The following is a 26,324-nucleotide window of genomic DNA, read 5'->3' as shown; positions in this document are numbered from 1 at the left end:
TAACACCCAGACAACACATCGAGCTGACTTTTGTTTCTTGAACCCCAGGCGCTTACAACGGATACACCCATTGGCAACGGCCGTGTGGCATTGGTCTTCGAATACGATGGCCGTGAATTCCACGGCTGGCAGCAACAAAAATCCGGTATTCGCGCTGTGCAGCAACAGTTGGCAAAAGCCGCCAGCAAAGTCGCCGATCACGATGTAGAGCTGGTGTGTGCGGGCCGCACCGATGCCGGCGTTCACGCCAGTTATCAGCTGGTTCATTTTGATACGCCGTCACTGCGCACAATGCGTTCTTGGGTGATGGGCATCAATACCGCCTTGCCTTTCGATATTTCCGTACGCTGGGCTGGCCAGTGCCAGGGTGACTTTCACGCCCGGTTTTCCGCGGTTTACCGTCGCTATCGCTACATTATCTATAGCAACCCGGTGCGCCCAGGTATTCAACGCGGCCAAGTTAGTTGGAACTTTCGGCCTCTGAATGCCGAAAACATGCATCAGGCAGCCCAGGCGCTGGTTGGCGAACACGATTTTAGTGCTTTTCGTGCCGCTGGCTGTCAGTCTCGTAGCCCGATTCGATTTTTGCAGAGCATCAGCGTAACGCGTAGAGGCGATTATCTGGTGATTGACGTTCAGGCCAATGCTTTTTTGCACCATATGGTGCGCAATATTGCAGGGGCCTTGATGGCCGTAGGTTGCCAGGAGCAGGCGCCGGATTGGATTGGCCAGATTCTGGCGACCAAGGATCGCAGGCAAGCTGGCGTGACGGCGCCGCCTGATGGTTTGTACCTGGTAGACGTGGGTTACCCCGCCGAATTCGGAATACCCCAGCCCAGCTGTGGCCCGGCATTTGCTGAGCCATGGTTTAGCGCGGAGCAGAATCGGCCGGTTGCGGCCACCCATATCCACCGTAAACAAAGGCCGCCCAACTGTGACTAGCCGTGTAAAGATCTGTGGCCTGACCCGCCTAGAGGATATTGACGCCGCAGTGGCTGCTGGCGCTGACGCAATTGGCCTGGTTTTTTATGACCCAAGCCCGCGGGCCGTCAGTATTGATCTGGCGCGGCAGCTGGCCGCGCGGATACCGGCGTTTGTTAGCGTAACGGGATTGTTTGTGAATCCGCAGGCGGATTTTGTAAGGCAGGTGTTGCAGCAGGTGGCTCTGGACCTGCTGCAATTCCACGGTGACGAAACCGCTGCTTTCTGTGAGCAGTTCCAGCGCCGCTGGATTAAGGCTATACGGGTGCGGCAACAAGGGCAGATTAAACAGGCCTTTGAGGAGTACCGGAATTCCGCCGGTTTGCTGGTCGATGCCTGGCACCCTGAGCAATACGGGGGCACCGGCCACGGATTTAACTGGTCACTGATTCCTGAACAACGGCCGTTGCCACTGATACTGGCCGGTGGCTTGCAACCCGATAACGTTGCCGCGGCCGTGCAGCAGGTACGCCCCTGGGCGGTGGACGTCAGTGGTGGTGTTGAAATCAGCAAAGGCATCAAATGTGCCAAAAAGATGGCAGACTTCGTGGCCGCGACCAGAAGCGCTGGATCTTGGTAGACTTACGGATCCGTTAAATAGAGCGCGGGGTAGGGTAAGCGATTGGAAAAATTGGGCCAGCGCGGCGTTATATGTACTATGTTTCATTGAATGAGACGTTTACACAGCATGGCATGCTGCCAGAATAGGGTGATTAAACACGCTATCCGACGGCGTTATTGTTGGCCGGTAGCGGGTGTTTACAATAGAACGATCGAAACAGGTTCTACAGACGGGATTAAATCATGAGTAGTTGGCTAGATAAAATAATGCCGAGCAAGATCCGCTCGGAATCCAAGACGAGGACCGGTGTTCCGGAAGGCTTGTGGAAAAAGTGCCCGAAATGTGGCGCTTTTTTGTACAAGCCGGAGCTGGAAAAAAATCTAGACGTGTGCCTGAAGTGTAATCACCACTTGCGAGTGGCTTCCCGCCGCCGCCTTGATATTTTTCTGGATCCAGACGGCCGCGAAGAAATTGGCGCAGACCTGGAACCTTGGGACCGCCTTAAGTTCAAAGACACCAAACGTTATAAAGACCGCCTGGCCCAGGCCCAGAAAGCGACTGGCGAAAAAGACGCCTTGTTGGCCATGAAGGGTACCACCTTGGGGCTTCCGCTGGTGGCTTGCGCCTTCGAGTTCAATTTTCTGGGTGGCTCGATGGGCCAGACGGTTGGCGAAAAATTTGTACGGGCGGCCAATGTGGCGCTGGAAGAACGTATTCCTCTGGTGTGCTTCTCTGCCAGCGGCGGCGCGCGTATGCAGGAGGCCATTCTTTCGTTGATGCAGATGTCCAAAACCGCCGCTGTTCTTGAGCGTATGAGGCAGCAAGGCGTGCCGTATGTTTCGGTAATGACCGACCCGGTATTTGGCGGGGTGTCGGCCAGCCTGGCCATGTTGGGTGACCTGAATGTCGCCGAACCTAACGCACTGATCGGCTTTGCCGGGCCGCGGGTGATTGAACAGACCGTCCGTGAAAAATTGCCTGAAGGTTTTCAGCGCAGCGAGTTTTTGTTGGAGCATGGTGCTATTGATATGATCCTGCACCGTCACCAGATGCGCGAACGCATTGCACACCTGCTGGCAAAATTCGGCAATTTGGAAAAACCTGACACCGAAGCGCCCATTGAAATTGAAGTGACTGAAAAGCCGGATGAAAATGCCTCAGTCGCATAAGCCGGATCAGCAAGCGCCGAAAATAACGGCCCCCGGCGCCGATGCCAGCCTGGGCCAATGGCTGAGCTACCTTGAGGCCATTCACCCGGTTGAAATCGAGCTGGGACTGGACCGGGTAATGGTGGTTTTGCAGAGACTGTTACCGGGTAAGCCCAAGGCTCGCATTATTACCGTGGCAGGCACCAACGGCAAAGGCAGCACAGTTGCAGCTCTGGAAGCGCTGTTGCAGGAAGCGGGGCGCCGCACGGCGGCCTACACGTCGCCTCATCTTCAGGTGTATAACGAGCGGATACGCCTGCTGGGCGAGCAGATTTCGGACGCGCAAATGATCCACGCTTTTGAGCAGGTTCAGGAGGCCAGGGCAGAAGTGTCGTTAAGCTATTTCGAATTTGGCACTCTGGCGGCGTTTGTTGCCATGTCTGAAGCCGATGTAGACGACTGGATTCTGGAAGTTGGTCTGGGTGGTCGTCTGGATGCTGTGAACGTACTGGACGCGGATTTTGTGATCCTTACGTCGATCGATATCGATCATACGAGCTTTTTGGGTGACGATCGAGAGTCTATTGGCTTCGAGAAAGCCGGCGTTTTGCGCCCCGGTATTCCTGCGGTTTACGCCGATTTTGATCCCCCGCGCTCGGTATTGCAGCAAGCTTTATCGCAAGAAGTCGATTTGGCGTTGCTGGGCCGTGATTATCAGTTGGTGCAGTGTTCAAGCCAACCGTCGATGGTGAATCTGGAGTTGGGAGAAGAAGAATTTCGCCTGCCAGATTTTGCTTTGCCAGTGAAAAGCCTGGCGGCAGCGGTCGTTGCTTCTCGCATTTTGGCGCCCAATCTGGGTGTTCAGCAAATCGAACGGGCCGTGGCAGAAGTGTCGGTGCCTGGGCGTTTTGAACAGGTAGCCACTTCGCCGCTGGTGATTCTGGATGTGGGGCATAACCCCCACGCTGCCTGCTGGCTGGCGAGCCGGTTGCGCCTGCTACAGCACCCGGAAACCCGCATTCACGCGGTCTACGGTGCGCTTGCGGACAAAGACGTGCAAGGCGTTGCCAAAGCGATGGCCAGCGTGGTTCACAGCTGGTATCTGGCTGGCCTGCTGAAGGAAGCTCCCCGCGGCTACAGCGCCGAGGCTCTGAATGCGCAGTTTGAGCAGTGCGGCATTGAGCCTGCTGGTTATTGGCACTCGGTGCCGGAGGCCCTGGCTGAAGCCCGCGGCCAAGCCCGTGCTAATGACATTGTGATTGTATTTGGTTCGTTCTTTACTGTGGCGGCAGCCCGCAACCTTTTGTATCCAAACGCCGCCGTTACCAACCCGGGAGCATAATTGTGGACGGATTAAAGCAGAGGATCATCGGTGCCTTGGTGCTGATTTCACTGGCGGTTATTTTTGTGCCGATGATCTTTGACGAGCCCCATTCTGGGCGTGACTCCACCTCGATAAACATTCCCGAGGAACCGCCATTTCCGGAAGTGAGCATCGAGCCACCACCACAGACCGCCATGCCAGAATATCAGAGCGCCTCTGGGCCAGAAACTGCAGCAGCAGACCGTGCCAGCGGGTCTGGGGACTTTCAGCTATTAGAAGAAGTGACGCCTGAGGCGTCTGAGCCGACAAAGCCGACTGCAGCGAGCAGCGCTGTTACGCCGCCACCGACGGCAGACTCTCAGCCGGCAGAGGTTGAGCCGGCAGCAGTATCGGCTCAGCCGGAGCCCAGTCGGCAAACCGAGGAAGAGTTCAGCCGCTCGCTGAAAGGCGCTTGGGTTGTGCAGTTGGGCAGCTTTGGCGATGCCGATAATGCTCGGCGTTTGCGTGATAACGCACGCGAAAAGGGCTACAGTTCACACCTTCAAGAGCTCAGCCGTGGCGACACCCGGCTGACCCGGGTGTTCAGTGGGCCTTTCGCCAGCAAATCCGAAGCCGAAGCGGCCAAAGCGGCCCTTGACAAGGCTTTCAGTCTCAACAGTTTGGTCACCAGCCCTGATTAATAAGCCGCCCAGCCAGGTTTTATCGCAACGGTGGTTTGGCAGAGGGCGGTTTCCTGATAGAATCCGCCCTCTCTAATTGCGTCGCCCGGGTGGTTCATGAATGCGTTGATCTGGATTGACTGGGTCATTATTGCGGTTATTACCATATCAACGCTGATCAGCCTGAGGCGCGGCTTTGTTCGCGAAGCCCTGTCGTTGGTTACGTGGGTAATGGCCTTCATTGTTGCTCGCACATTTCACCCCCAGATGCAGTCGCTACTGGCCAGCACCGTGGAAACGCCCATGGTGAGGTCGGTTGCGGCGTTCGCGATTCTGTTTATTGGTACGCTTATTGTGGGCGCCATCATTAACGGCATTATCGGACAGCTGGTGCGGGCCACAGGCTTATCCGGCACCGACAGGGTGCTGGGTATGGGCTTTGGCCTGTTGCGAGGGGTGGTGGTGGTGGTGGTGGGCATTGCTTTGTTGCGTTACACACCGGTGTCTCAAGATACCTGGTGGCAAGAATCGCTAATGATTGACCGGTTGTCGGTGTTAGAGGACTGGTCCCGTCGTACCTTTGGTGATGAGCTTTCCGGATTCCTTACTCCCCAAAGCGAGGGGCAAGGCATCTAGTAAACTTGGTTATTCAAACGCCAGGCGCTATATCAGGCAATCTGCCTGGCGTGGCTTTCATTCAGTTTTAACACTCGGAGAATCTCTATTCCATGTGTGGCATCGTCGGTATCGTCAGCACTTCCCACGTGAACCAGCTACTTTATGATGCGCTGACCGTTCTTCAGCATCGGGGCCAGGACGCAGCAGGTATTGTTACCTTCGAAGACGACCGTTTTTACCTGCGTAAAGACAACGGTCTGGTGCGCGATGTATTCCATACCCGCCACATGCACCGGTTAGTGGGCAACGTCGGTATTGGTCACGTTCGCTACCCTACCGCCGGCAGCGCGAGCTCAGCCGAGGCTCAGCCGTTTTACGTCAACAGCCCCTACGGCATCACATTGGCCCACAATGGCAATCTGACAAATTCTGACGAGCTCAGCACCGACTTGTTTCGTACCGATCTGCGTCACATCAACACCAACTCCGATTCGGAAGTGCTGTTGAACGTGTTCGCTCACGAGCTTCAGAAACTTGGCAAGCTGGACCCGACCAAAGACGATATTTTTGCCGCTGTGCGTTCTGTACACGAACGCTGCCGCGGTGCCTACGCGGTTATCGCGATGGTTACGGGCTATGGCATTGTCGGTTTTCGCGACCCCAATGGCATTCGCCCGATCTGTTACGGCGTGCGCGTAGCCCGTGACGGCCGCAAAGAATATATGATTGCGTCTGAAAGCGTGGCCCTGGCCGCCTCCGGTTTCACCCTGGTGCGTGACATTGCGCCGGGTGAAGCGGTGTACATTGAAACCGATGGCACCTTTCACAGTGAGCAGTGCGCCAAAAAGCCAAAGCTCTATCCGTGTATTTTCGAGCATGTGTACTTCGCCCGCCCGGACTCCATCATGGACAAAGTCTCGGTTTACAAAGCGCGATTGCGCATGGGTGAAACTCTGGCGGATAAAGTGCTGAAGGATTTTGCTGATCACGATATTGACGTGGTTATGCCGATACCAGACACCAGTCGCACCTCGGCTATGCAGATGGCTCACCGTCTGGGCGTGAAATTCCGCGAAGGCTTTATCAAAAATCGCTACATCGGCCGTACCTTTATCATGCCCGGCCAGACCATGCGCAAGAAATCGGTACGCCAGAAGCTAAACCCCATTGATCTGGAGTTCCGCGGCAAGAACGTGATGCTGGTTGACGATTCCATTGTGCGTGGTACCACCTGCAAGGAAATTGTGCAGATGGCTCGCGATGCCGGCGCCCGCAAAGTGTATTTCGCCTCGGCCGCGCCCCCGGTGCGTTATCCCAACGTGTACGGCATTGATATGCCGTCTGCTAAAGAACTGATTGCTCACGATCGCACGGTGGAAGAAATCCGGGAATTGATCGGCGCCGACTGGTTGCTGTATCAGAACCTGGAAGACCTGATCACTTCTGTTAGCGATGTTAATAGTGACATTGATGGCTGGGAATGTTCGGTGTTTACCGGTGAATACGTAACTGGCGATATTGATCGTGCCTATCTGGATCGCCTGGATGGCCAGCGTAACGATGCAACCCGCTCCGGCATCGTGAAGAACGATACCGAAAACGGCAGTATAGACATGCATAACGATGAAGACTGATGCTTTGGGTCTCACAAGAGTTCTATTGCCAGCAGAATATCATTACCAGCAGAAAACGATGACCAGGAGAAAACGATGACATTTTGCCGCGAAGAATCGGTTTTGATACCAGAATCAGATCTGGACGGCATGTCTGACGATACCCTGGCGGTGCGCGCGGGGCAGATTCGTACCGGCCAGCTAGAGCACAGCGACGCTATATTTCCGACGTCCAGCTTTGTTTACGCCAGCGCGGCGCAAGCGGCCGCGCGTTTTGCCGGTGAAGAGCCCGGTAATATTTATTCGCGATTTACCAACCCCACGGTGACCGCCTTCGAAAATCGCATTGCGGCGATGGAAGGCGGCGAGCGGGCAGTGGCAATGGCTTCGGGTATGGCGGCCATTACCAGTACCTGTATGGCGTTGCTGAAGGCTGGTGACCATGTGGTGTGTTCACGGGACGTATTCGGCACGGTGAATTCGCTGTTTCAGAAATATCTGAGCAAATTTGGCGTTGAAACCACCTTTGTAAAATTGACAGACGAAGCCGGCTGGGCAGCGGCTATTCGGCCCAATACCCGCCTGTTGTTTCTGGAAACGCCGTCTAATCCGTTGTGCGAAATTGCCGACATTCGAAAGATGGCAGATCTGGCCCACGCCCACGGTGCGCTGTTGGTCGTTGACAACTGTTTTTGCACCCCGGTGCTGCAACAACCGCTGGCGTTAGGCGCAGACCTGGTCACCCATTCCGCGACCAAGTATCTGGACGGCCAGGGCCGTTGCATAGGTGGCGTTGTTGTAGGCCCCCACGCGCTGCTGGAAGAAATATTCGTGTTTTTGCGGGCAACAGGCCCTACCATGAGCCCGTTCAACGCCTGGGTGTTCATGAAGGGCCTGGAAACCTTACCAATTCGTATGCGAGCCCACTGTGACAATGCGTTAGAGTTGGCACAATGGCTGCAGCAGCAGAGCGCGGTGGAAACGGTTTTTTATACCGGCCTGCCGCAGCATCCGCATTATGAACTGGCCAAACGCCAGCAAAAGGCCTTTGGCGGCGTTTTGTCGTTTCGGGTAAAAGGGGGCAGGGAAGAGGCCTGGCGCTTTATTGACGCTACTCGGATGGTGTCTATCACCGCCAACCTCGGTGATGTGAAGACCACCATCACCCACCCTGCAACAACGACTCACGGGCGATTGTCGCCCGAAGACAAAGAGCAGGCCGGAATCAGTGAAAACCTGATTCGCCTGTCGGTAGGCATTGAAGCCATTGACGACCTGAAAACCGATCTTGACCGGGGTTTTCAGGCCCTTCAGAACCCCGGTCATGGCAACATCTGAGCATTCATGGCAGCAAGCGCAAAGGCAAAAGACACGTCGGCCCAGCCGCTGACTGATAAACAGCTGCGTTTTCGCAAGCTGCTGGCCCAAGGTGCCCGCGAGGGTGCCGTTATTGCGCTCATTGCGCTGGCGATTTATTTATGCATGGCGCTGTTCAGCTTTCACGCCAATGACCCCGGCTGGGCCAGTGTGGGCCATGACGCCCAAGTGCTCAATTACGCCGGCCGCAGCGGTGCCTGGCTGGCCAGCCTGCTACGCAATTTCTTCGGTTACGTGGCCTGGTTGTTTCCAACCATGGTGGCAGGTTACGCGCTGCTGCTGATTCGCCTTCGCAATCGTTCCCAAGACGTCCACTGGCCCCTGTTAATGGTGCGTTTTGGCGGGTTTGTGCTGATTCTGCTGTCGGCCACCAGTCTGTTGTCGCTTTACTCTCTTTTTGGTTTGGGTGAATCTTCCGGCGGCGTGATGGGCGTAACTGTGGCCGATGCTATGGTGCGGTTTTTTAACCTGCCGGCCACGACCTTGGTATTGATTGCCATATTGTTGTTTGCGTTAACGGTTACCACCGGGCTTTCCTGGTTCTGGCTGATGGACCAGTTGGGTGGCCTGGCGCTGACGGTTGGCACACGGATACAAAATGGGTTAAGAGGCAGCCGTTCCGCAAAGGGCTATGTTGAAAAAACCGACGAAGAAACCACTGGAAACTATCAGCCACCGCTTTTGAATCATAGGGTTGAAGGCAAGTCTTTAGGCCAGTTTGATGACGAAATTCGCGCGGACAGAGCGCTTGAAGGAGTGCGCTGGTGGCACCGTATTCCGGGGTTTGGCCGTCGTGGCCAATCTGAAACGGAATACAGCGATGACGCAAGCGACTACTTTGATCTGAGCGCCGATTCAGACGATGAGCCGGCGCGCATTGAAAGCTTTAGCGCCCATGACGAGAGCGCTCGCAGCGACTACAGCGATTCCAAAAGCAGTAGGCCCGCACCTGCGTCGCGGCCACCAGCGCGCAAAGCTACGCCTTCATCATCGACTTCCGCCGATAGCGCGGCAAAAGGCAATTCTCAAGACACCGGCCGTTCATTCAAGATCGCCCCGTTCAAAAAAGACGATCAGGGCAAATCCGGCGACAGCAATGGGGCTGGCAAACAATCCTCGCTGCTGGAAGATATTGAAAGCCCGATTCCACCGATCACGCTGTTAGACCCGCCCGAGCAGCAGCAGGAGAAAGGTTACACCGAAGAATCTCTGCAACATATGTCGCGGTTGCTGGAAGAAAAGCTGGCCGACTTTGGGGTCACCGTCGAGGTGGTTGAGGTGAATCCCGGCCCGGTGATAACCCGTTTCGAGATCAAGCCGGCCGCGGGCGTTAAGGTCAGCAAAATATCCAACCTGGCGAAAGATCTGGCGCGCTCACTGGCGGTGTTGAGTGTGCGGGTAGTTGAGGTGATTCCCGGGAAATCCGTAGTGGGTATCGAAATTCCCAACGAATACCGCCAGATGGTGCGGTTGAGTGAAGTATTGAGTTCGCGGGTGTTTGCTGAATCTACCTCCGCGCTGACCATGGCGCTGGGCAACGACATAGGCGGCAACCCCATAGTGGCCAACCTTGCGAAAATGCCCCACCTGCTGGTGGCAGGTACCACCGGTTCCGGTAAATCGGTCGGGGTGAATGCCATGTTGCTGAGTATGCTGCTAAAAGCCGGGCCGGAAGAAGTGCGTTTTATTATGGTAGACCCGAAGATGCTGGAACTGAGCATATACGACGGTATTCCGCACCTGCTGGCACCCGTGGTCACAGACATGAAAGAAGCCGCCAATGCGCTGCGTTGGTGTGTGGCTGAAATGGAACGGCGTTATCGCCTGCTGGCCACCTTGGGCGTGCGTAACCTGGCCGGTTACAACCGTAAGGTAAAAGAAGCTGCAGCCGCCGGCGAGCCTTTGCGGGATCCGTTCTGGAAGCCCGACGACCATCTGGACAACGACGAGCAGCAACGGCCGGAACTGGAACCATTGCCCTCTATTGTGGTGGTGATTGACGAATTTGCCGACATGATCATGATTGTTGGCAAAAAAGTGGAAGAGCTGATCGCGCGAATTGCCCAGAAAGCTCGCGCCGCCGGTATTCATCTGATTCTGGCCACCCAGCGGCCGTCGGTGGATGTCATCACCGGTTTGATAAAGGCCAATATTCCCACTCGCATATCGTTTCAGGTGTCGTCAAAAATTGACTCCCGTACCGTGCTCGACCAAGGCGGTGCGGAGCAGCTGCTGGGCCACGGCGATATGCTGTATCTGCCACCGGGATCTGGCTTGCCTGTGCGGGTACACGGCGCCTTTGTCGACGACGATGAAGTGCACCGGGTGGTCAGTGCGTGGAAAGCCCGAGGCGTGCCGGTATACATAGACGACGTTCTTAATGGCGCCGAAGGCGAAAATCTGCCCGGCGTACCCAGCTTGAACGATGATGACAGCGAAATGGATACCTTGTTTGATGAAGCCGTGGCGTTCGTGACAGAAGGCCGCCGTGTGTCGATATCGTCGGTTCAACGTAAATTAAAGATTGGCTATAACCGTGCCGCCAACCTGGTCGAGGCAATGGAAGCTTCGGGGGTTGTCAGTTCGGCAGGCCACAACGGCGCGCGGGAAGTATTGGCTCCGCCGCCTCCACGGAACTAGTGTCCAGGAGCAGGTAGTATGGCGAATAAAAGCACAACGGGTGTTTTGAAACAGCTGGCTGCAGCGCTGTTTGCAATGATTTTGACCAGCGCGGCAACGGCGGCTGTCAGTGAAGCGACCCTTCAGAAAGACGCGGCGACTCAACTGGCTGCGTTGTTGAGGGGTTACCAAACATACCAGGCTGACTTCATCCAGATTGTGGTGGGCAACGGCGGTGAACGCATTCAGGAAAGCCGCGGCTCTATGAAAGCCAAGCGTCCGGGATTGTTTTACTGGGAAAGCAAAGCGCCTATGGCCCAGCACATCGTCAGTAACGGCGATGAAGTGTCGGTGTACGATCCAGACCTGGAGCAGGTTACCGTGCACAAATTAGACAGTAATGTGCAGGCTACGCCGGCTTTGCTGCTGAGCGGTGAGGTGGACAACCTGGCGCAAACCTATGACGTCTCTACCCGCAGGGTGGGCGACAACATCCGCGAATTTACGCTAACGCCGAAAAGCCCGGATTCACTGTTTGTTGCGTTGCGAATGTCGTTTTTTGACGGGCAGTTGCAGGAAATGCGAATGGAAGATTCCCTGTCACAAATCAGTATTCTGAGCTTTGATGACATCGTGCTGAACGCGGATATAGCCGCGTCGGTATTCAAGCCGGACTACCCGGCCGGTGTGGATATTATCCGTGACGGTAGCTGATGCAAGATAGCCTGTTCGCCAGCAGCGGCGGATTTCGCCCGCTGGCCGCACGCATGCGGCCAGCCCAGCTGGCAGACTATGTGGGTCAGCCCCACCTGGTTGGGCCCGGCAAACCGCTGCGGCGGGCGGTAGAGCAGGGCCAACTGCACTCAATGATCTTGTGGGGTCCGCCCGGGGTAGGCAAAACCACCTTCGCTCAATTACTGGCTAACGTGAGTGACCTGGCCTTCGAGAGCGTATCTGCGGTACTCAGCGGGGTAAAGGACATACGCGCGGCCGTTGAGCGTGCGCGGGCACGCAAGCAGGGCAGCGGCCAGGACACCTTGTTGTTTGTGGATGAAGTTCACCGCTTTAACAAAAGCCAGCAAGATGCCTTTTTACCGCACATTGAAGACGGCACCTTTATTTTTGTGGGTGCCACCACCGAAAACCCCTCTTTCGAGTTAAACAGCGCGCTGCTGTCTCGCACCCGCGTTTACGTACTGAGGAACCTGGAAGACGACGATATTCAGCGCCTGCTTATTCGCGCGCTAAGCGCCGAAGAAGGCTTTGGTGGGCGCCTGCGGGTAGCCGAGGACGTACTGGCGATGATTGCCAGCGCCGCCAGCGGCGATGCCCGCAGGGCACTTAATATTCTGGAAGTGGCCGCCGACCTGGCGGAGCCAGACGCTGATGGTATCGATAGCGTCAGCGAAGGCCAGCTTGAGCTGGTGATGCAAACCAGTCTGCGCCGTTTCGATAAAGGCGGCGATGTGTTCTATGACCAGATTTCGGCGTTGCACAAGTCGGTGAGGGGGTCTGATCCGGACGGCTCGCTTTATTGGATGTGCCGTATGCTTGACGGCGGCTGCGACCCACTGTACGTGGCCCGCCGGCTGGTGCGCATCGCCAGTGAAGACATAGGCAACGCCGACCCAAGGGCGCTGCAGCTGACATTGGAAGCCTGGGATACCCAGGAGCGTCTGGGTTCGCCCGAAGGTGAACTGGCGCTGGCGCAAGCGGTGATATACCTGGCCATGGCGCCAAAAAGCAACGCTGTCTATAAGGCGTTCAACCAGTGTATGGCTGACATTCGCCACGATAAAGATTTCGAAGTACCGGTACATCTGCGCAACGCACCGACCCAATTGATGAAATCCATGGGTCACGGCGAATCCTATCGTTACGCTCATGACGAGCCCGACGCTTTTGCGGCCGGTGAAGCTTACTTGCCTGAAGCCATCAGCGCGCGCCGGTATTATCAGCCGGTGGCCCGCGGCCTGGAAATCAAACTCGCTGAAAAACGCCAGCGCCTGGACCAACTGAACGCCGCCAGCCCACGCAAACGCTACAGCTGAAGCACTGGGCTTTCTAAAAGAGTGGCCTGTAGCTGAAGCACTGGCCACGCGCCGCAGTGACGCTATAATGGCGGCCATTCATAAAATCATTGTTAAACCGACCAGTCAGGATAATTATGCTCGACCCAAAACGCGTCCGCAGCCAAACCGAAGACATTGCCCGCCGTTTGGCCATCAAAAACTTTACCTTTGATACCGCTACTTTCGAGCAGCTGGAAGAGCGTCGTCGTGGACTTCAGGTGCGGACCGAAACCCTGCAAAGCGAACAGAATAAAAAATCCAAGTCCATCGGTAAAGCCAAAGCGTCGGGTGAAGACATACAGCCGTTGCTGGATGAAGTAGACGACCTGAAAGCGCGCAAATCGGAAGCTGAAGACCAGTTGCGCGAATTGCAGGAAGAGCTGAATCACTTTCTTGCCGCTATCCCGAACGTGCCGGATGAAGGCGTACCCGTGGGTAAAGACGACGATGACAACGTTGAGCTTCGCACCTGGGGCACGCCCCGCGAGTTTTCGTTTGAGCCGCAAGACCACGTTGCTCTGGGCGAAGCCCTTCACGGTATGGACTTTGAAACCGCGACGAATCTGGCGCACTCGCGCTTTGTGGTGATGCGCGGCCAGGTAGCTCGCCTGCATCGGGCACTGGCTCAGTTTATGCTGGATTTGCACACCGAAGAGCACGGCTACACCGAAGCCTACGTGCCTTATCTGGTGAACGCCGACGCGCTGTTTGGCACTGGCCAGTTGCCAAAATTTGAAGCAGACCTGTTTCGTGTAGAGAGTGAAAAGCCGCTTTACCTTATTCCCACCGCGGAAGTGCCGGTGACCAACCTGATCGCCGACAGCATTCTGGATGCGACCGAATTGCCGTTGAAAATGGTGTGCCATACGCCGTGCTTTCGCAGCGAAGCGGGCTCTTACGGCCGTGATACCCGCGGCATGATTCGCCAGCACCAGTTCGACAAGGTAGAGCTGGTTCAGGTCGTGCGGCCTGAAGATTCCGACGCGGCGCTGGACGCATTGACCGGCCACGCTGAAAAAGTATTGCAGCTGCTGGAACTGCCGTACCGCACCATGGCTTTGTGCGGCGGCGATATGGGCTTTTCCGCTGCTCGCACTTACGATCTGGAGGTATGGCTTCCGGGGCAGCAAAAGTTCCGTGAGATTTCTTCCTGTTCCAACACCCGGGACTTTCAAGCCCGCCGCATGCAGGCGCGCTGGCGCAACCCGGAAACCGGCAAACCCGAGCCGGTGCACACCCTCAACGGCTCAGGCCTGGCCGTTGGCCGTGCTTTGATTGCGGTGATGGAAAACTACCAGCGCGAAGACGGCAGCATTACAGTGCCGGATGTTCTGAAGCCGTATATGCGTGGCTTGGACAAGATCGGCTGACTCAAACCGAAAGCGGGGACACAGCAGGGACAGATTTGAAATCTGTCCCTATCTTGCTTCTTACCTTTAAGCCTTGGCGCGTTTCTGCAGCACATCTTTGAGCTTGTTACGCATGTCGTGAACTGCTTTTTCGGTGGTTTCCCAGTCCATACAGGCATCGGTCACCGATACGCCGTACTTCAGGTCTGCCAAATTCTGCGGAATCGACTGGTTGCCCCAGTTGATGTTGCTTTCAATCATCAAGCTCTGGATGGAGGTGTTGCCGTCCAGAATCTGGTTACACACGTCATTCATCACCAGAGGCTGAATAGCCGGGTCTTTGCTGGAGTTGGCGTGGCTGCAGTCCACCATGATGGATTTTCGCAGGCCAGACTTCTCTAGAGCCTGTTCGCACAGGGCAACGTTGACCGAATCATAATTAGGTTTGCCACCACCGCCGCGCAGAACCACGTGGCCGTAGTTGTTACCTTTGGTACGAATAATGGCAACCTGGCCTTGCTGGTTTATACCCAGAAAACTGTGGGAGTGAGACACGGATTTCATGGCGTTTACGGCAACGTCGAGATTGCCATCGGTGCCGTTTTTAAAGCCAATGGCCATGGACAAGCCACTGCTCATTTCCCGGTGAGTTTGCGATTCGGTGGTGCGAGCGCCAATGGCCGACCAGGAAATCGCATCTTGCAGATACTGTGGGGAAATAGGGTCTAACGCCTCGGTGGCCGTGGGCAGGCCCAGTTCACTGATATCAATAAGCAGCTTTCGGCCGATGTGAAGGCCCTGCTGAATATCAAAGGTGTCGTCCAGCCGGGGATCGTTAATCAGGCCTTTCCAGCCCACGGTGGTGCGCGGTTTTTCAAAATAGACCCGCATCACAATCAACAGTGTATCGCTTACGTCGTCAGCCAGCTTTTTCAAGCGCCGGGCATAATCCAGGGCGGCATCAACATCGTGAATGGAGCAGGGGCCTAACACCAGAAACAGCCGGTGGTCAGTGCCGTCGATAATGTTGTATATATCCTGGCGACCTTTCGCCACGGTGGCGGCTGCTTTGTCTGTAAGCGGCAGATCATGCTTAAGTGTTTCAGGCGGCATCAGTGTTTCCTGGCTCGCCACGTTCAGGTTCTCTAATTTCGTGCCTGACATAGTTATGATTGTTCCCTGATAAAGAGCACCGGAGGTTTTCGGTAAAGCCTCGCCTAGTCCGTTATACTGCGTTATTTACCCGTTCTTTTCAACGCTCTTGCAAGCGGGAGATTCATGTCTTTAAAGCCGCCACAGCCACCGGCCAGTCAGGCCAAGGCTATAGATTACGGTGAAACGGAACAGGTGCTAAGCAGTATTCGAGTGCCGGATTTGCCGTATCCGGTAAGTGGCGACTGCGACACTCAGGCCGATGTGTGGCGCGCGTTGATGGCACAGTTCTGGCAGCAGCAAAGCGATGCCAGGGTGAACGACCTGATCGGTGCGGAAAGCGGCGTTTTCAGCGTACGGCAGGTTAATGCAGCCTACCTGGCTGATCGGTTGATGGATGTCTTTCTGACCAGCAGTGGTTTTCATCTGGAACTGGCCCGACGCCTGGCTCGCACGCGTTTTTATTTAGCCTGGCAGCTGGATGAAAAGGGTTCGGCGGCCTTCAGTGACAGCTTACTGGCTGCGTTTGACGGCTTGCAATATTGGCGTGGGTGGAGTCCCGGCGCCGGGCGCTCGGCGCGAATGCTGGCCGACCAGCTGGACGACATGACAGTCGCCATAACAGAGGCGTTTGCGCAGCAAAAGAGTGCCAATGCGGATGATTTTTTTCAGCGCTGGAACGAACTGACCCAGCGTCAGAAAGCTCAAACCAACCATTTTCATGATCGACTGCTGACCACGGAACAGGGTGCGGCCCGCCAGCGCTATGCCGACCAGACCGCACGGGCGCTGGTTAGCCGGGCGTTGCAAGGCCGACGCTTGCCAGCCGCGTTCAATGACTTTATTGAAAAGCACTGGTTGCCGCTGTTAACCCGCGCACTGCGCGATGGCGGTATTGACGGCAGCGATTTTCGCCACGGCCGCAAGCTGTTGGAATGGCTGGTGTGGCTTGGTGATCCGGCGCTGTCTGATGGTCAGCGCGACCGCCTGTACCAGGTGGGCGAACAGATGACAGACCGGTTGTTGGAGGTGTGGCAGCGAATAATGGACTTAGCGCTGTCAGCCAACACCCTTTACGGTATTCAGTTGGCGATGATGGAACGTATGCGTGACAACAGCAACTGCGAGCTACACTCTACGGATGCATGTATTAGTGCCATAGCGGCTGACCTGCGCTGGTTAAGCTTGAAAGTCCCGTCAGCCACCGAAATAAACGCAACCTCCGGGCGCTGGTACGAAATACATCAAGACAACGCCGAGCAACGTCGCTACTTTTTTGCTTTGCTGCCCGACACCGCCGAAATTCTGTGGACCAACGGTACCGGTGTGAAGTTGGGTTTTCAGGATTTCAGCGAGTTTTGTACTCAGCGGGAGTGCGGCCTGATTAAACCCTTGCAAGACAGTGTGGCGTTCAGCTGTGTACTAAAGCAGATAATCGCGGTTCTGGCGGCGGCAGCAGCGCAACAGAAACGCGATCGGGCGACCGCGGCAGCTGCAGCGAACGCTCGGGCAGAGGCGTTGCGCCGCGAGCGACAGCAGCGCGAAGAGCAGCATCGGCAACAATTGGAAGTGCGCAAAGTAGAAGTGGAGCGCTTGCAGCTTCAGGCAGAAAATCAACGGCTTGCCAAGGCGAAGGCGCAAGAAGAAATGGCTTGGCAGCAACGGCTGCGGACGGCTGAAAAACAAGTTTTCGGGCTGAAACCCGGGCACTGGATTGTGATTCTGGACTCTGCTATTCGCGACGCCGGCGTTGAACGCATGAAACTGGCCATGCGCCTGAGTACCCGCCACAAGATGGTGTTTGTAGACCGTTTGGGGCTGAATCAGCGTGAGTTTCAGGAGCAGGAACTGGTTGAGCGCATTGCGGCCGAACAGATTCGCGTGCTGGACAGCGGTGTGAATTTTGACGACACGCTGAGCGACGTTGTTGGTCGCATACGGGGAGGGCACTACAGTGGCTGACAAGGATTATACCTTCGGCCTGGCGATTAACGCTCGGGCTCCGGATAATCGTTTTGATTATCGCCTTAGCGCCCGGGCCAAAGCGGTGATTCATCTTGAAACCGGAGAGTCTGTGCAATACATCGACCGGCAACAGGTTCGGGCCTGCCCGGTGCGGGACCTTTCCGCATCCGGGCTGCGGTTATGGAGCGCTTGTTCGTTGCCTGTGGGGGCTTTTTTACCGGCTGTGATTCACTTGGTGGAAGGCCAGCCAGATTACCATCTAATGTTGGAAATTGTCTGGTGCAAGCCTGAACAGGCGGACTTGGCAGATGCTTCAGTGCCGCCCACCGGTTACCTGGCCGGCTGCCGTGTGCTTGAATCGGGCGGCACAGAGGCGGTGGAATGGCTGGAGGCGATTGCTATGGCCATGCTGAAAGCCTGAACGCACTTTATTAGCCTGCATCAACCCTTAGTCACTCTCTATTAGGCTCGTCAGGTTATCAGACTCGTCAGGAACGAAGTGATGCAAAACGCCGGCATAAGCCGGCGTTTTGCATCACTGATCCCAATCGATCAATTTTCTAAATCTCTGCGTCTTCCAGTTCACCCATACCGGTGATGTTGAAGCCGGCATCGACATACATGATTTCGCCAGTGATACCACTGGACATGTCGGACCCCAAGAAAGCGGCGGCGTTGCCGACTTCATCGGTGGTTACGTTGCGGCGCAGCGGAGCGCGTCTTGCGTTTTCGGCCAACATTTTGCGGAAGCTCTTGATGCCAGACGCAGCCAGAGTTCTGATCGGCCCGGCAGAAATACCGTTCACGCGGATACCGTCGCGGCCCAGACTGGCGGCCATGTAGCGCACGTTGGCTTCCAGCGAGGCCTTTGCCAGTCCCATGACGTTGTAGTTCTGTAGCACTTTCTCTGCGCCCAGGTAGCTTAGAGTCAGCAGCGAACTGCCTTCGTGCATCATGCCGCGAGCGCCTTTGGCCAGAGCCACAAAGCTGTAGGAGCTGATGTCGTGGGCAATGCGGAAGCCTTCACGGGTAGTCACGTCGACGTAGTTGCCGTCAAGCTCATGGCCCGGGGCGAAGCCCACGGCGTGAACGATAATGTCGATGTTGTCCCAGTGCTTGCCAAGTTCGGTGAACACGTTGTTGATTTCGTCATCACTGGCGACATCGCAAGGAAAGGTCAGCGTGCTGCCCCATTGTGCGGCGAACTTCTCGACCCGCGGCTGCAGCTTTTCGTTCTGGTAGGTAAAGGCCAGTTCGGCGCCTTCGCGGGCGAAGGCTTCAGCGATGCCGTAGGCAATCGACAATTTGCTGGCAACGCCAACGATCAGGGCTCTTTTGCCACTGAGAATTCCCATGGGTGTTCTCCTTATAGTAATGCGTTACGCTTTATTGATGAATGACGCTGTGTTCAAGATTTGGGGCATTATCCCGATTTAATGGCCGGGCGTAAGGCTTATTTTAGTCGTCTAAAGTTTTCTGGTAAAAGAAGGCTGCATTCAGCAGCTCTCGTGTGTACGGCTGTTCAGGTGCGGCAAATATCTCGGTGGCTTTGCCATATTCCACAATTCGGCCATGCTGCAACACCAACAGTTTGTGGCTTAGCGCCCGAACCACCGCCAGGTCGTGACTGATAAAAATGTAGCTTAGCGCATATTTTCGCTGCAGCGATTGTAACAGCTCAATCACCTGCTTTTGTACGGTTCGGTCCAGAGCCGAGGTTGGCTCGTCCAGAATGATCAAATCCGGCTGCAATACCAGAGCCCGGGCAATGGCCACACGTTGGCGCTGACCGCCGGAAAATTCATGCGGGTAGCGGTGGCGGTCCTGCGGGTTTAAACCCACGTCCGTCAGCGCCTGCACCACCAGCGCGTCTTGGGCTTCAGGGGTGTCTGGCGTATGAATTTCAAGGCCTTCCTGAATAATCTCGGCAATCGACATACGCGGGCTAAGGCTGCCGAACGGATCCTGAAACACAATCTGAATGCGTTTGCGAAAAGGGCGAAACTGCTTCTGGTTCAGGTTCGCTAAGGGCTGGCCATCCAGATCAATGTGACCGCTGGCCGCCGTCAGCTTCAGCAGGGCGTGGCCGATGGTGGTTTTGCCGCTGCCGCTTTCGCCTACAATGCCGAGAGTCTGGCCCCGTTCCAGCTCAAAATTAACGTCTTGTACCGCATGGAAGCTCGACTTTACGCGCCCTAGCAGGGTTTTGGCCGTGGTAAAACGCACATTCAAATCACGAACCCGCAGCAGCGGCGTTGCATTTCCAATGTCTGGTCTGGCGGGCGGTGATTTGGGTGGTTCGGCGTCTAGCAAACGTTTGGTATAAGGATGCTGTGGCTTGGTAAAGAGGGCTTCAACTTCAGCCTGTTCCACCAGTTGGCCTTGTTCCATCACCGCCACCCGGTCGGCGCAGCGGCGCACAATGGTCAAATTGTGGGTGATTAGCAAAATGGCCATGCCCAGCTTCTTCTGCAACTGTTGCAACAGCTCCAATACCTGCTTTTGCACGGTTACGTCCAGCGCGGTGGTGGGCTCGTCAGCGATCAGCAGTTCCGGCTCGTTGGCCAGCGCCATAGCGATCATTACCCGCTGTTTCTGCCCGCCCGACAACTGATGCGGGTAGCTGGCCAGGCGGCTTTGCGGATTGTCTATACCGACCAATTGCAGCAGCTCCAGGCAGCGGGCCCGAGCCTGGTCACCGCGCAGGCCTTTGTGTAAGGCCAGTGTTTCGCTAATTTGTTTTTCCACGGTGTGCAGCGGGTTCAGCGAGGTCATCGGCTCTTGGAAAATCATGCTGATCTGGCGCCCGCGCACCTGGCGCAGGCGGTTTTCCGGGGCTTTTAGCAGGTCTTCACCGTGGAACAGAATCTGGCCGCTGGGATAACTAACGTGGCGGGCGTCTAACAGGCGCAGCACAGACAACGCTGAAATGGATTTGCCAGAACCGCTTTCACCGACCAAAGCCAGGGTTTCTCCGGCGTGTACCTGAATATCCAGGCCTCGCACCAGCGGCGGCTGGCCGTTAAAGCTGATGGCAAGGTCATTAATGGATAATAACGGCTGTGTTTTTTGACCCGCCATATCAGTTTTTCCTCGGGTCAAAAGCATCGCGCACCGCTTCGCCGACAAACACCAGCAACGTCAGCATCACCGACAGGGACACAAACGCCGAGATGCCCAGCCAGGGGGCATGAAGGTTGGCTTTGCCTTGGGCAATCAGTTCGCCCAGTGACGGCGAACCAGAAGGCAGACCAAAGCCCAGAAAATCCAGCGAGGTCAACCCGGTAATGGCGCCGGTTAATATAAACGGTAAAAAGGTGAGGGTGGCCACCATGGCGTTAGGCAGAATATGGCGAAACATGATTTTCCGGTTGTCCAGCCCCAGTGCTCTTGCCGCCTTCACATATTCAAAATTACGAGCGCGCAAAAATTCGGCACGCACCACATCCACCAACCCCATCCAACTGAACAGCAGCATAATGCCCAGCAGCCACCAGAAGTTTGGCTGCACAATGCCAGACAGAATAATCAGCAAGTAGAGCACCGGCAGGCCGGACCAGATTTCGATAAAACGCTGGCCGAACAGGTCCACTTTACCGCCGTAAAAACCTTGCAGTGCGCCAACGGTAACGCCCACTACGCAGCTGGCCAGGGTCAGAATTAGCCCGAACAGCACGGAAATGCGGAAGCCGTAAATAACCCTGGCGGCAACATCGCGGCCTTGGTCGTCTGTGCCTAGCCAGTTTTCGGCGCTGGGCGGCGCCGGCGAAGGCACGTCCAGATTGTAATTGATGGTGTTGTAACTGAAGCGGATGGGTGGCCACAGCATCCAGCCGTTAGCGTTGATTTCATCAGCGATAAACGGGTCGCGGTAATCTGCGGTGGTAGGTAGAAAGCCACCAAAGGTTTCCTCCGGAACATCCTGAACAACCGGGACGTACAACTGGCCCTGATACGACACCAGCAGCGGCGAATCGTTGGCAATCACCTCTGCCATCAGAGCCAGTCCGAACAGCAGCAAAAACAGCCACAGCGACCAAAAACCGCGACCATTGGCGCGGAAGTTAGCGAGCCTGCGCTTCTGTATGGGGGTTGGTTTTGGGAGCAATGTTGTCAAGAATGCGGTCAAGGTTGCTGTCCAGTTTGACACGGGTCAGGCACCTTCCCGGCTTTCGAAATCGATCCGCGGGTCTACCAATACGTAGGTGATGTCGCTGATCAACTTCAGCAACAGGCCCATCAGAGTGAATATGAACAGGGTACCAAATATCACCGGATAATCCCGGTTCAGGGCCGCTTCAAAACCCAGTAGCCCAAGACCGTCGAGGGAGAAGATAACCTCAATTAGCAAGGATCCGGTGAAAAACAACGACACCAGAACCGCGGGCAGACTGGCGATCACAATCAGCATGGCGTTGCGGAAAACGTGGCCGTAAAGCACCTGCTTTTCTTCCAGGCCTTTTGCACGGGCAGTGACCACGTAGTGCTTGCCGATTTCATCCATAAACGAGTTTTTGGTCAGCAAGGTGAGCGTGGCAAAACCGCCAATCACATTGGCCGTCACCGGCAGCGCCAGGTGCCAAAAATAGTCGCCCACCTGCTGATACCAGGTCATTTCGTCGAAATTGTTGGAAGTAAGCCCGCGCAGAGGAAACCAGTCATAGTAGCTGCCGCCGGCAAACAGTACGATCAGCAATATGGCAAACAGGAAGCCGGGAATGGCATAGCCAATCACAATCGCCGAACTGCTCCATACGTCAAAGCGTGAACCGTCACTGACCGCTTTGCGAATGCCCAGCGGAATAGAAATCAGATAGATAATCAACGTGGACCAAAGCCCGAGGGAAATGGACACCGGCATTTTGTCCAGCATCAGTTCCAGTACGCTTTTGTCACGAAAAAACGAGTTGCCGAAATCGAGAGTGGCGTAATCCTTGAGCATTTTGAAAAAGCGCTCGTGGGCGGGCTTGTCGAAGCCGTACATCACTTCGATTTCCTTTAGTAATTCGTCTGGAATACCGCGACTGCCGCGGCTATCGTTGCTGGTAACCACTTCGCCGCTGCTGTCGCCGCCACCGGCGCGGGCCAGAGTGTTGCCACCGTGGCCCTGCATCTGAGAAATCATTTGTTCAATCGGACCGCCCGGGGCCGCCTGAACAATCGCGAAGTTGAGCAGCATAATGCCGATCAAGGTGGGAATAATTAGCGCCAGCCGACGAAGAATGTAAACGCCCATTTAGCGTTCGACCCACCAATCGTTGATGTCGATGCCGTTCTTGGCAGTGTGTCCGGGGTGCTTCAGATATGACCAGTAAGCCACACGATCACTGGCAAGATACCAGTGTGGCACCACGTAATACTCGTTTAACAAAACCCGGTCTAAGGCGCGGGTGCGATACACCAGCTCTTCGCGGTCGGGCGCTTGAATCACCTGTGCGACCAGTTCATCGACCACCGGGTTGTTCACGCCAACGTAATTGCGTGAGCCATTTACATCCACGTTGCTCGAATGCCAGTAGTCGCGCTGCTCGTTGCCGGGGGAGTCAGACTGGCCAAATACCTGGGTGGTCATGTCGTAATCAAACGAACGCACCCGTTGCACGTACTGGTTGCTGTCTACCAGGCGAACGGTGACATCTACTCCCAGGCGTGCCAGGTTGTTTTTGAACGGCAATACTACCCGCTCAAATGTTTTCTGAAACAGCAGCACTTCAAAGGCCAGGGTTTCACCTGTTTCGCTGTGTACCATTTTGCCGTTTTTGATGCTGTAGCCGGCAGCACGCAGTTCCTCCAGTGCAATCTTGAGATTGGCACGCAAACCTTGTTGGCCGTCGGTCACCGGAGGCTGATAAATTTGATTGAACACTCGTGGCGGTAATGAATCGCGGTAGGGTTCCAGAATTTCCAGTTCGCGGCCCTCTGGCAAACCGGAAGACGCCAGCTCACTGTTGGCGAAATAACTGTTGCTACGAGTGTACTGGTCATAAAACAGGTTTCGGTTGGCCCATTCAAAATCGAATGCGTAGGTCAGCGCTTTGCGCACTCGGGGATCACTGAAAATGGCCTTGCGGGTATTGAACACAAAGCCCTGCATGCCGGCTGGCCGCTGGTGGCCAATGGTTTCGGTGATAATTTCACCGCTTTCGAAGTGTTGCCCGGTGTAGGAGGTAGCCCAGTTTTTGGCTGAAGACTCCAGGCGGAAATCAAAATTACCGGCTTTGAATGCCTCCAGGGCGACGGTGTCGTCGTTATAGTAGTCATAGCGGATCTGGTTGAAGTTGAAGCGGCCTTTGCGCACGCCCAAATCTTTCGCCCAGTAGTCATTCACTCGTTCGTAGGTCACTGACCGCCCGGCATCGAATTCGGCAATCCGATACGGGCCGCTTCCCAGTGGAGGCGTCAAGCCGCTGTCGCCGAATTCGCGATCGGCCCAGTAGTGTGCCGGCAATATGGGCAGCTGGCCCAGAATCATCGGTAATTCGCGGTTTTTGGTGGTGTCGAAATCAAATCGTACACGCCGAGGGCTCTCCACGGTTACGTTGCTGACATCGGCGTAGTAGTTGCGGAAAAACGGATGGCCTTCGGTAACCAGCGTGTTAAAGGAAAATGCGACGTCTTCGGCGGTAATTGGTTCGCCGTCTTGAAAGCGGGCTTCGGGGCGCAAGTTGAACACCACGTAGCTGCGGTCGGCGGGTGTTTCAATGGATTCGGCAATCAGGCCATAGGCCGAAAACGGCTCGTCGGCGGATGGCTCCATCAGGGTGTCGTAAAGATAACCACTGATGCCGGCCGCCGCCACTCCCCGCAAATGAAACGGGTTGAAGGTGTCAAAACCGTTGGCGACTACCGCAAGGCGTAAAGTGTCGCCTTTCGGTGCGCTGGGATTGACGTAGTCGAAATGGGGAAAATTCGGTGGGTATTTTGGTTTACCGTGCATGGCGATGCCATGTTGGGGGGTGTTAAAAGGCATGGCGTTTGCGGCCGGGGGCGCGTCGCTGTTTTGCGCCATCAGGGGCGTTGCGAGCATGGCCAAACCAATGGAAGCGACGTAAAGTAAGTGGTTAAAAGGCCGGGCCAATGATGTGTACGAGCGTTTTTTTATCATGGGTACCTTTGTTGTTTTAACCACTTTCATAGTGATCCGGTTACGGGCTATTACGGATGTCCACGTAGAGTACCAGACTTTGTCCAGGTTGCAGATAATGCTCGGTATTTAGGTCATTCCAGCCAGCGATATCGGTGACATTCACCGAAAAGCGCCCAGCAATGGCCGCCAGTGAATCACCTTTGCGCACCCTGTAGCCGACTTTGCGCACCAGGGCTTTGATCCGCGCGCTGGCACTGGAATCGGAACTGGCCACCGTGGTTTCGGCGTTCTGCGACCAGATCACGAGCTTCTTTCCCGGGAATAGTGGGTCGCCCGGTGCCATGCTGTTCCAAGCAGTCAGTTCACGCACTTTCACCCGGTGTTCTTGGGCGATATCCCAGAAGGTGTCTCCGGGCCGAACGTGGTAGGTGACTTTGTCGCCATCACGCGGCCGCGACTGCTTCTTTTCCAGACGCTGGGAGGCGCTTAGTGCATAGGCTTCGCTGTCGCCGGTTGCGGATGGAATCATCAGGCGCTGGCCGACACGGATTGTGTCGCCGTTGAGTTTATTAAGCTTACGGATGACCGGTGTGGTGGTTTCAAAACGCTGGGCTATGGTGCTTAGGCTATCCCCGGAGCGCACCCTGTAGTTGCGCCAGGACACACGTTGATTGACCGGGTAAGTTTTCAGTGCCTTGCGAAAGCGTTCCGCGCTGGCCACGGGCACCAACAGCCGGTGCGGGCCATCGGGGTTGGTGGCCCAGCGGTTAAAAGACGGGTTTAGCAGGTACATTTCGTCTATATCGGTCTCGGCCAGTTCGGCGGCTTTGGCCAGGTCTAACTGCGAGCCGGTTTCGACCACGGCGAAGTAAGGCTCGTTGGCCAATGCTGGCAAATCGATACCATAAGCTTGTGGATCGGCGAAGATTTTCGCCAGGGCCAGCAGTTTTGGTACGTAGTGGCGAGTTTCTTTCGGCAGTTTCAGCGACCAGAAATCCGTTGGTTTGTTAGCGTTTGTATTTCGGCGTATGGCGCTGGAAACCGTGCCTCCACCGCTGTTGTACGCAGCCAGCGCAAGGGTGTAGTCGCCGTCAAAGCGCTTACTCAGACGTTCGAGGTAGGTCAAAGCAGCGTCGGTAGCAGCGATGATATCGCGGCGGTCATCGTGCCACCAGCTTTGGGTTAAGCCGAAGTATTTTCCGGTGGCCGGTACAAACTGCCAGAGCCCGGCGGCGCGGCCGTGGGAGTAGGCAAACGGGTCAAACGCACTTTCTACAATGGGCAGCAGGGCCAGTTCTGTGGGCAGGCCGCGGCGTTCGGTCTCGCTGACGATGTAGTGAAAGTAGCGGCTACCGCGCTCCATCACTCGTTCAATGTAGCGAGGGTGACTGGCAAACCAGGCCAGTTGCTGTTCCAGGCGCGGTTGGTCTACGTCGTGATCCAGCGCAAATCCATCCCGCAGGCGTTGCCACAAATCGTCGTTTTCGGTTTCGATCCCGCTTTTAAGAGCGTTATCGGCCAGCGTTTCGGGCTGTTCAATATTGGCGGTGTTTAGCCTGCCTCGGGCGGTTCTGGCCTGGACTTTTAGCTCTGGGGCAATGGCGTCGTCTAGCGGGTCGTCTTGGCTGGCATCGGCTTGTTCTCTGATGACCGCCTCTTTAAGGTCGTTATCACCGCTGGCGACGGCTACCTGAGTGGAATCGAGAGGGTTATCAGCGCTGCTGAGGGAGCGTTCACTGGCGCAACCGGCAATAAGAGCCGCGCTAAACAGGCAAGTTAATAATCGGTTGGGCGACAT

Annotated in this window: 21 protein-coding genes; 14 read left to right on the top strand and 7 right to left on the bottom strand. The window is 55.8% G+C overall.

The window, feature by feature from the left end:
- Positions 1-30 precede the first annotated feature (30 nt).
- The 12 genes from truA (at position 31) to serS (ending at position 14,343) form a co-directional block, all read left to right on the top strand.
- Positions 31-942, top strand: coding sequence for a tRNA pseudouridine(38-40) synthase TruA (truA, locus tag MIH19_RS11585; protein WP_249005034.1), 912 nt, complete (start codon positions 31-33; stop codon positions 940-942).
- A complete protein-coding gene (locus tag MIH19_RS11580) occupies positions 935-1,561 on the top strand; it encodes a phosphoribosylanthranilate isomerase (protein WP_249005033.1) in 627 nt (208 codons plus the stop codon). Before truA ends, MIH19_RS11580 begins: the two co-directional genes overlap by 8 nt.
- A gap of 224 nt (positions 1,562-1,785) precedes the next feature.
- Positions 1,786-2,712 (top strand): acetyl-CoA carboxylase, carboxyltransferase subunit beta, encoded by a 927-nt coding sequence (accD, locus tag MIH19_RS11575; protein ID WP_249005032.1) that lies wholly within the window; start codon positions 1,786-1,788, stop codon positions 2,710-2,712.
- Positions 2,696-4,033 carry a bifunctional tetrahydrofolate synthase/dihydrofolate synthase gene (gene folC, locus MIH19_RS11570; RefSeq protein WP_249005031.1) on the top strand — a complete coding sequence of 446 codons (1,338 nt, stop codon included), beginning with the start codon at positions 2,696-2,698 and terminating at the stop codon, positions 4,031-4,033. The genes accD and folC overlap by 17 nt, the downstream gene beginning before the upstream one ends.
- Before the next feature lie 2 nt (positions 4,034-4,035).
- Complete coding sequence (locus MIH19_RS11565; protein ID WP_249005030.1) at positions 4,036-4,695, top strand: SPOR domain-containing protein; 660 nt, start codon at positions 4,036-4,038, stop codon at positions 4,693-4,695.
- A 96-nt stretch (positions 4,696-4,791) separates the two neighbouring features.
- The gene (locus tag MIH19_RS11560; RefSeq protein ID WP_249005029.1) at positions 4,792-5,310 is read left to right on the top strand and encodes a CvpA family protein; all 519 of its coding nucleotides are present in this window, start codon (positions 4,792-4,794) and stop codon (positions 5,308-5,310) included.
- Positions 5,311-5,402: 92 nt separating this feature from the next.
- Positions 5,403-6,926 (top strand): amidophosphoribosyltransferase, encoded by a 1,524-nt coding sequence (gene purF / locus MIH19_RS11555; RefSeq protein WP_249005028.1) that lies wholly within the window; start codon positions 5,403-5,405, stop codon positions 6,924-6,926.
- 75 nt (positions 6,927-7,001) lie between these two features.
- Positions 7,002-8,243 carry an O-succinylhomoserine sulfhydrylase gene (locus MIH19_RS11550; RefSeq protein WP_249005027.1) on the top strand — a complete coding sequence of 414 codons (1,242 nt, stop codon included), beginning with the start codon at positions 7,002-7,004 and terminating at the stop codon, positions 8,241-8,243.
- A gap of 6 nt (positions 8,244-8,249) precedes the next feature.
- Positions 8,250-10,922, top strand: coding sequence for a DNA translocase FtsK (locus MIH19_RS11545; RefSeq protein ID WP_249005026.1), 2,673 nt, complete (start codon positions 8,250-8,252; stop codon positions 10,920-10,922).
- An 18-nt stretch (positions 10,923-10,940) separates the two neighbouring features.
- A complete protein-coding gene (gene lolA / locus MIH19_RS11540; RefSeq protein ID WP_249005025.1) occupies positions 10,941-11,615 on the top strand; it encodes an outer membrane lipoprotein chaperone LolA in 675 nt (224 codons plus the stop codon).
- On the top strand, positions 11,615-12,952 hold the full coding sequence (locus MIH19_RS11535) for a replication-associated recombination protein A (RefSeq protein WP_249005024.1): 1,338 nt from the start codon (positions 11,615-11,617) through the stop codon (positions 12,950-12,952). The genes lolA and MIH19_RS11535 overlap by 1 nt, the downstream gene beginning before the upstream one ends.
- A gap of 116 nt (positions 12,953-13,068) precedes the next feature.
- Complete coding sequence (serS, locus tag MIH19_RS11530; protein ID WP_249005023.1) at positions 13,069-14,343, top strand: serine--tRNA ligase; 1,275 nt, start codon at positions 13,069-13,071, stop codon at positions 14,341-14,343.
- A gap of 66 nt (positions 14,344-14,409) precedes the next feature.
- Here serS and MIH19_RS11525 read toward each other — a convergent pair whose 3' ends face one another.
- Positions 14,410-15,486: a 3-deoxy-7-phosphoheptulonate synthase gene (locus tag MIH19_RS11525; protein WP_249005022.1), complete on the bottom strand. Its 1,077-nt coding sequence runs from the start codon at positions 15,484-15,486 to the stop codon at positions 14,410-14,412.
- Between the two features lie 114 nt (positions 15,487-15,600).
- On the opposite strand from MIH19_RS11525, the gene MIH19_RS11520 reads away from it, so the two are divergent.
- Together MIH19_RS11520 and MIH19_RS11515 are read left to right on the top strand one after the other, a co-directional pair.
- A complete protein-coding gene (locus tag MIH19_RS11520; RefSeq protein ID WP_249005021.1) occupies positions 15,601-17,436 on the top strand; it encodes a DUF1631 family protein in 1,836 nt (611 codons plus the stop codon).
- Positions 17,429-17,860, top strand: coding sequence for a PilZ domain-containing protein (locus tag MIH19_RS11515; RefSeq protein WP_249005020.1), 432 nt, complete (start codon positions 17,429-17,431; stop codon positions 17,858-17,860). The genes MIH19_RS11520 and MIH19_RS11515 overlap by 8 nt, the downstream gene beginning before the upstream one ends.
- 139 nt (positions 17,861-17,999) lie before the next feature.
- Here the strand turns inward: MIH19_RS11515 and MIH19_RS11510 are convergent, their stop codons facing one another.
- The 6 genes from MIH19_RS11510 to MIH19_RS11485 all read right to left on the bottom strand — a co-directional run bounded on the left by MIH19_RS11510 (position 18,000) and on the right by MIH19_RS11485 (position 26,324).
- Positions 18,000-18,794, bottom strand: coding sequence for an enoyl-ACP reductase (locus MIH19_RS11510; protein WP_098418684.1), 795 nt, complete (start codon positions 18,792-18,794; stop codon positions 18,000-18,002).
- Positions 18,795-18,897: 103 nt separating this feature from the next.
- Positions 18,898-20,520, bottom strand: coding sequence for an ABC transporter ATP-binding protein (locus MIH19_RS11505; RefSeq protein WP_249005019.1), 1,623 nt, complete (start codon positions 20,518-20,520; stop codon positions 18,898-18,900).
- 1 nt (position 20,521) lies between these two features.
- On the bottom strand, positions 20,522-21,568 hold the full coding sequence (locus MIH19_RS11500) for an ABC transporter permease (protein ID WP_249018596.1): 1,047 nt from the start codon (positions 21,566-21,568) through the stop codon (positions 20,522-20,524).
- Positions 21,569-21,592: 24 nt separating this feature from the next.
- Positions 21,593-22,675 carry a microcin C ABC transporter permease YejB gene (locus MIH19_RS11495; RefSeq protein ID WP_249005018.1) on the bottom strand — a complete coding sequence of 361 codons (1,083 nt, stop codon included), beginning with the start codon at positions 22,673-22,675 and terminating at the stop codon, positions 21,593-21,595.
- A complete protein-coding gene (locus MIH19_RS11490) occupies positions 22,676-24,544 on the bottom strand; it encodes an extracellular solute-binding protein (RefSeq protein WP_249005017.1) in 1,869 nt (622 codons plus the stop codon).
- Positions 24,545-24,584: 40 nt separating this feature from the next.
- Complete coding sequence (locus MIH19_RS11485) at positions 24,585-26,324, bottom strand: LysM peptidoglycan-binding domain-containing protein (protein WP_249005016.1); 1,740 nt, start codon at positions 26,322-26,324, stop codon at positions 24,585-24,587.

This window comes from Marinobacter sp. M1C (assembly GCF_023314135.1).
GTDB lineage: Bacteria > Pseudomonadota > Gammaproteobacteria > Pseudomonadales > Oleiphilaceae > Marinobacter.
The sequence above is the reverse complement of the archived record's forward strand: the minus strand, read 5'-3'. Positions and strand labels throughout refer to the sequence as shown.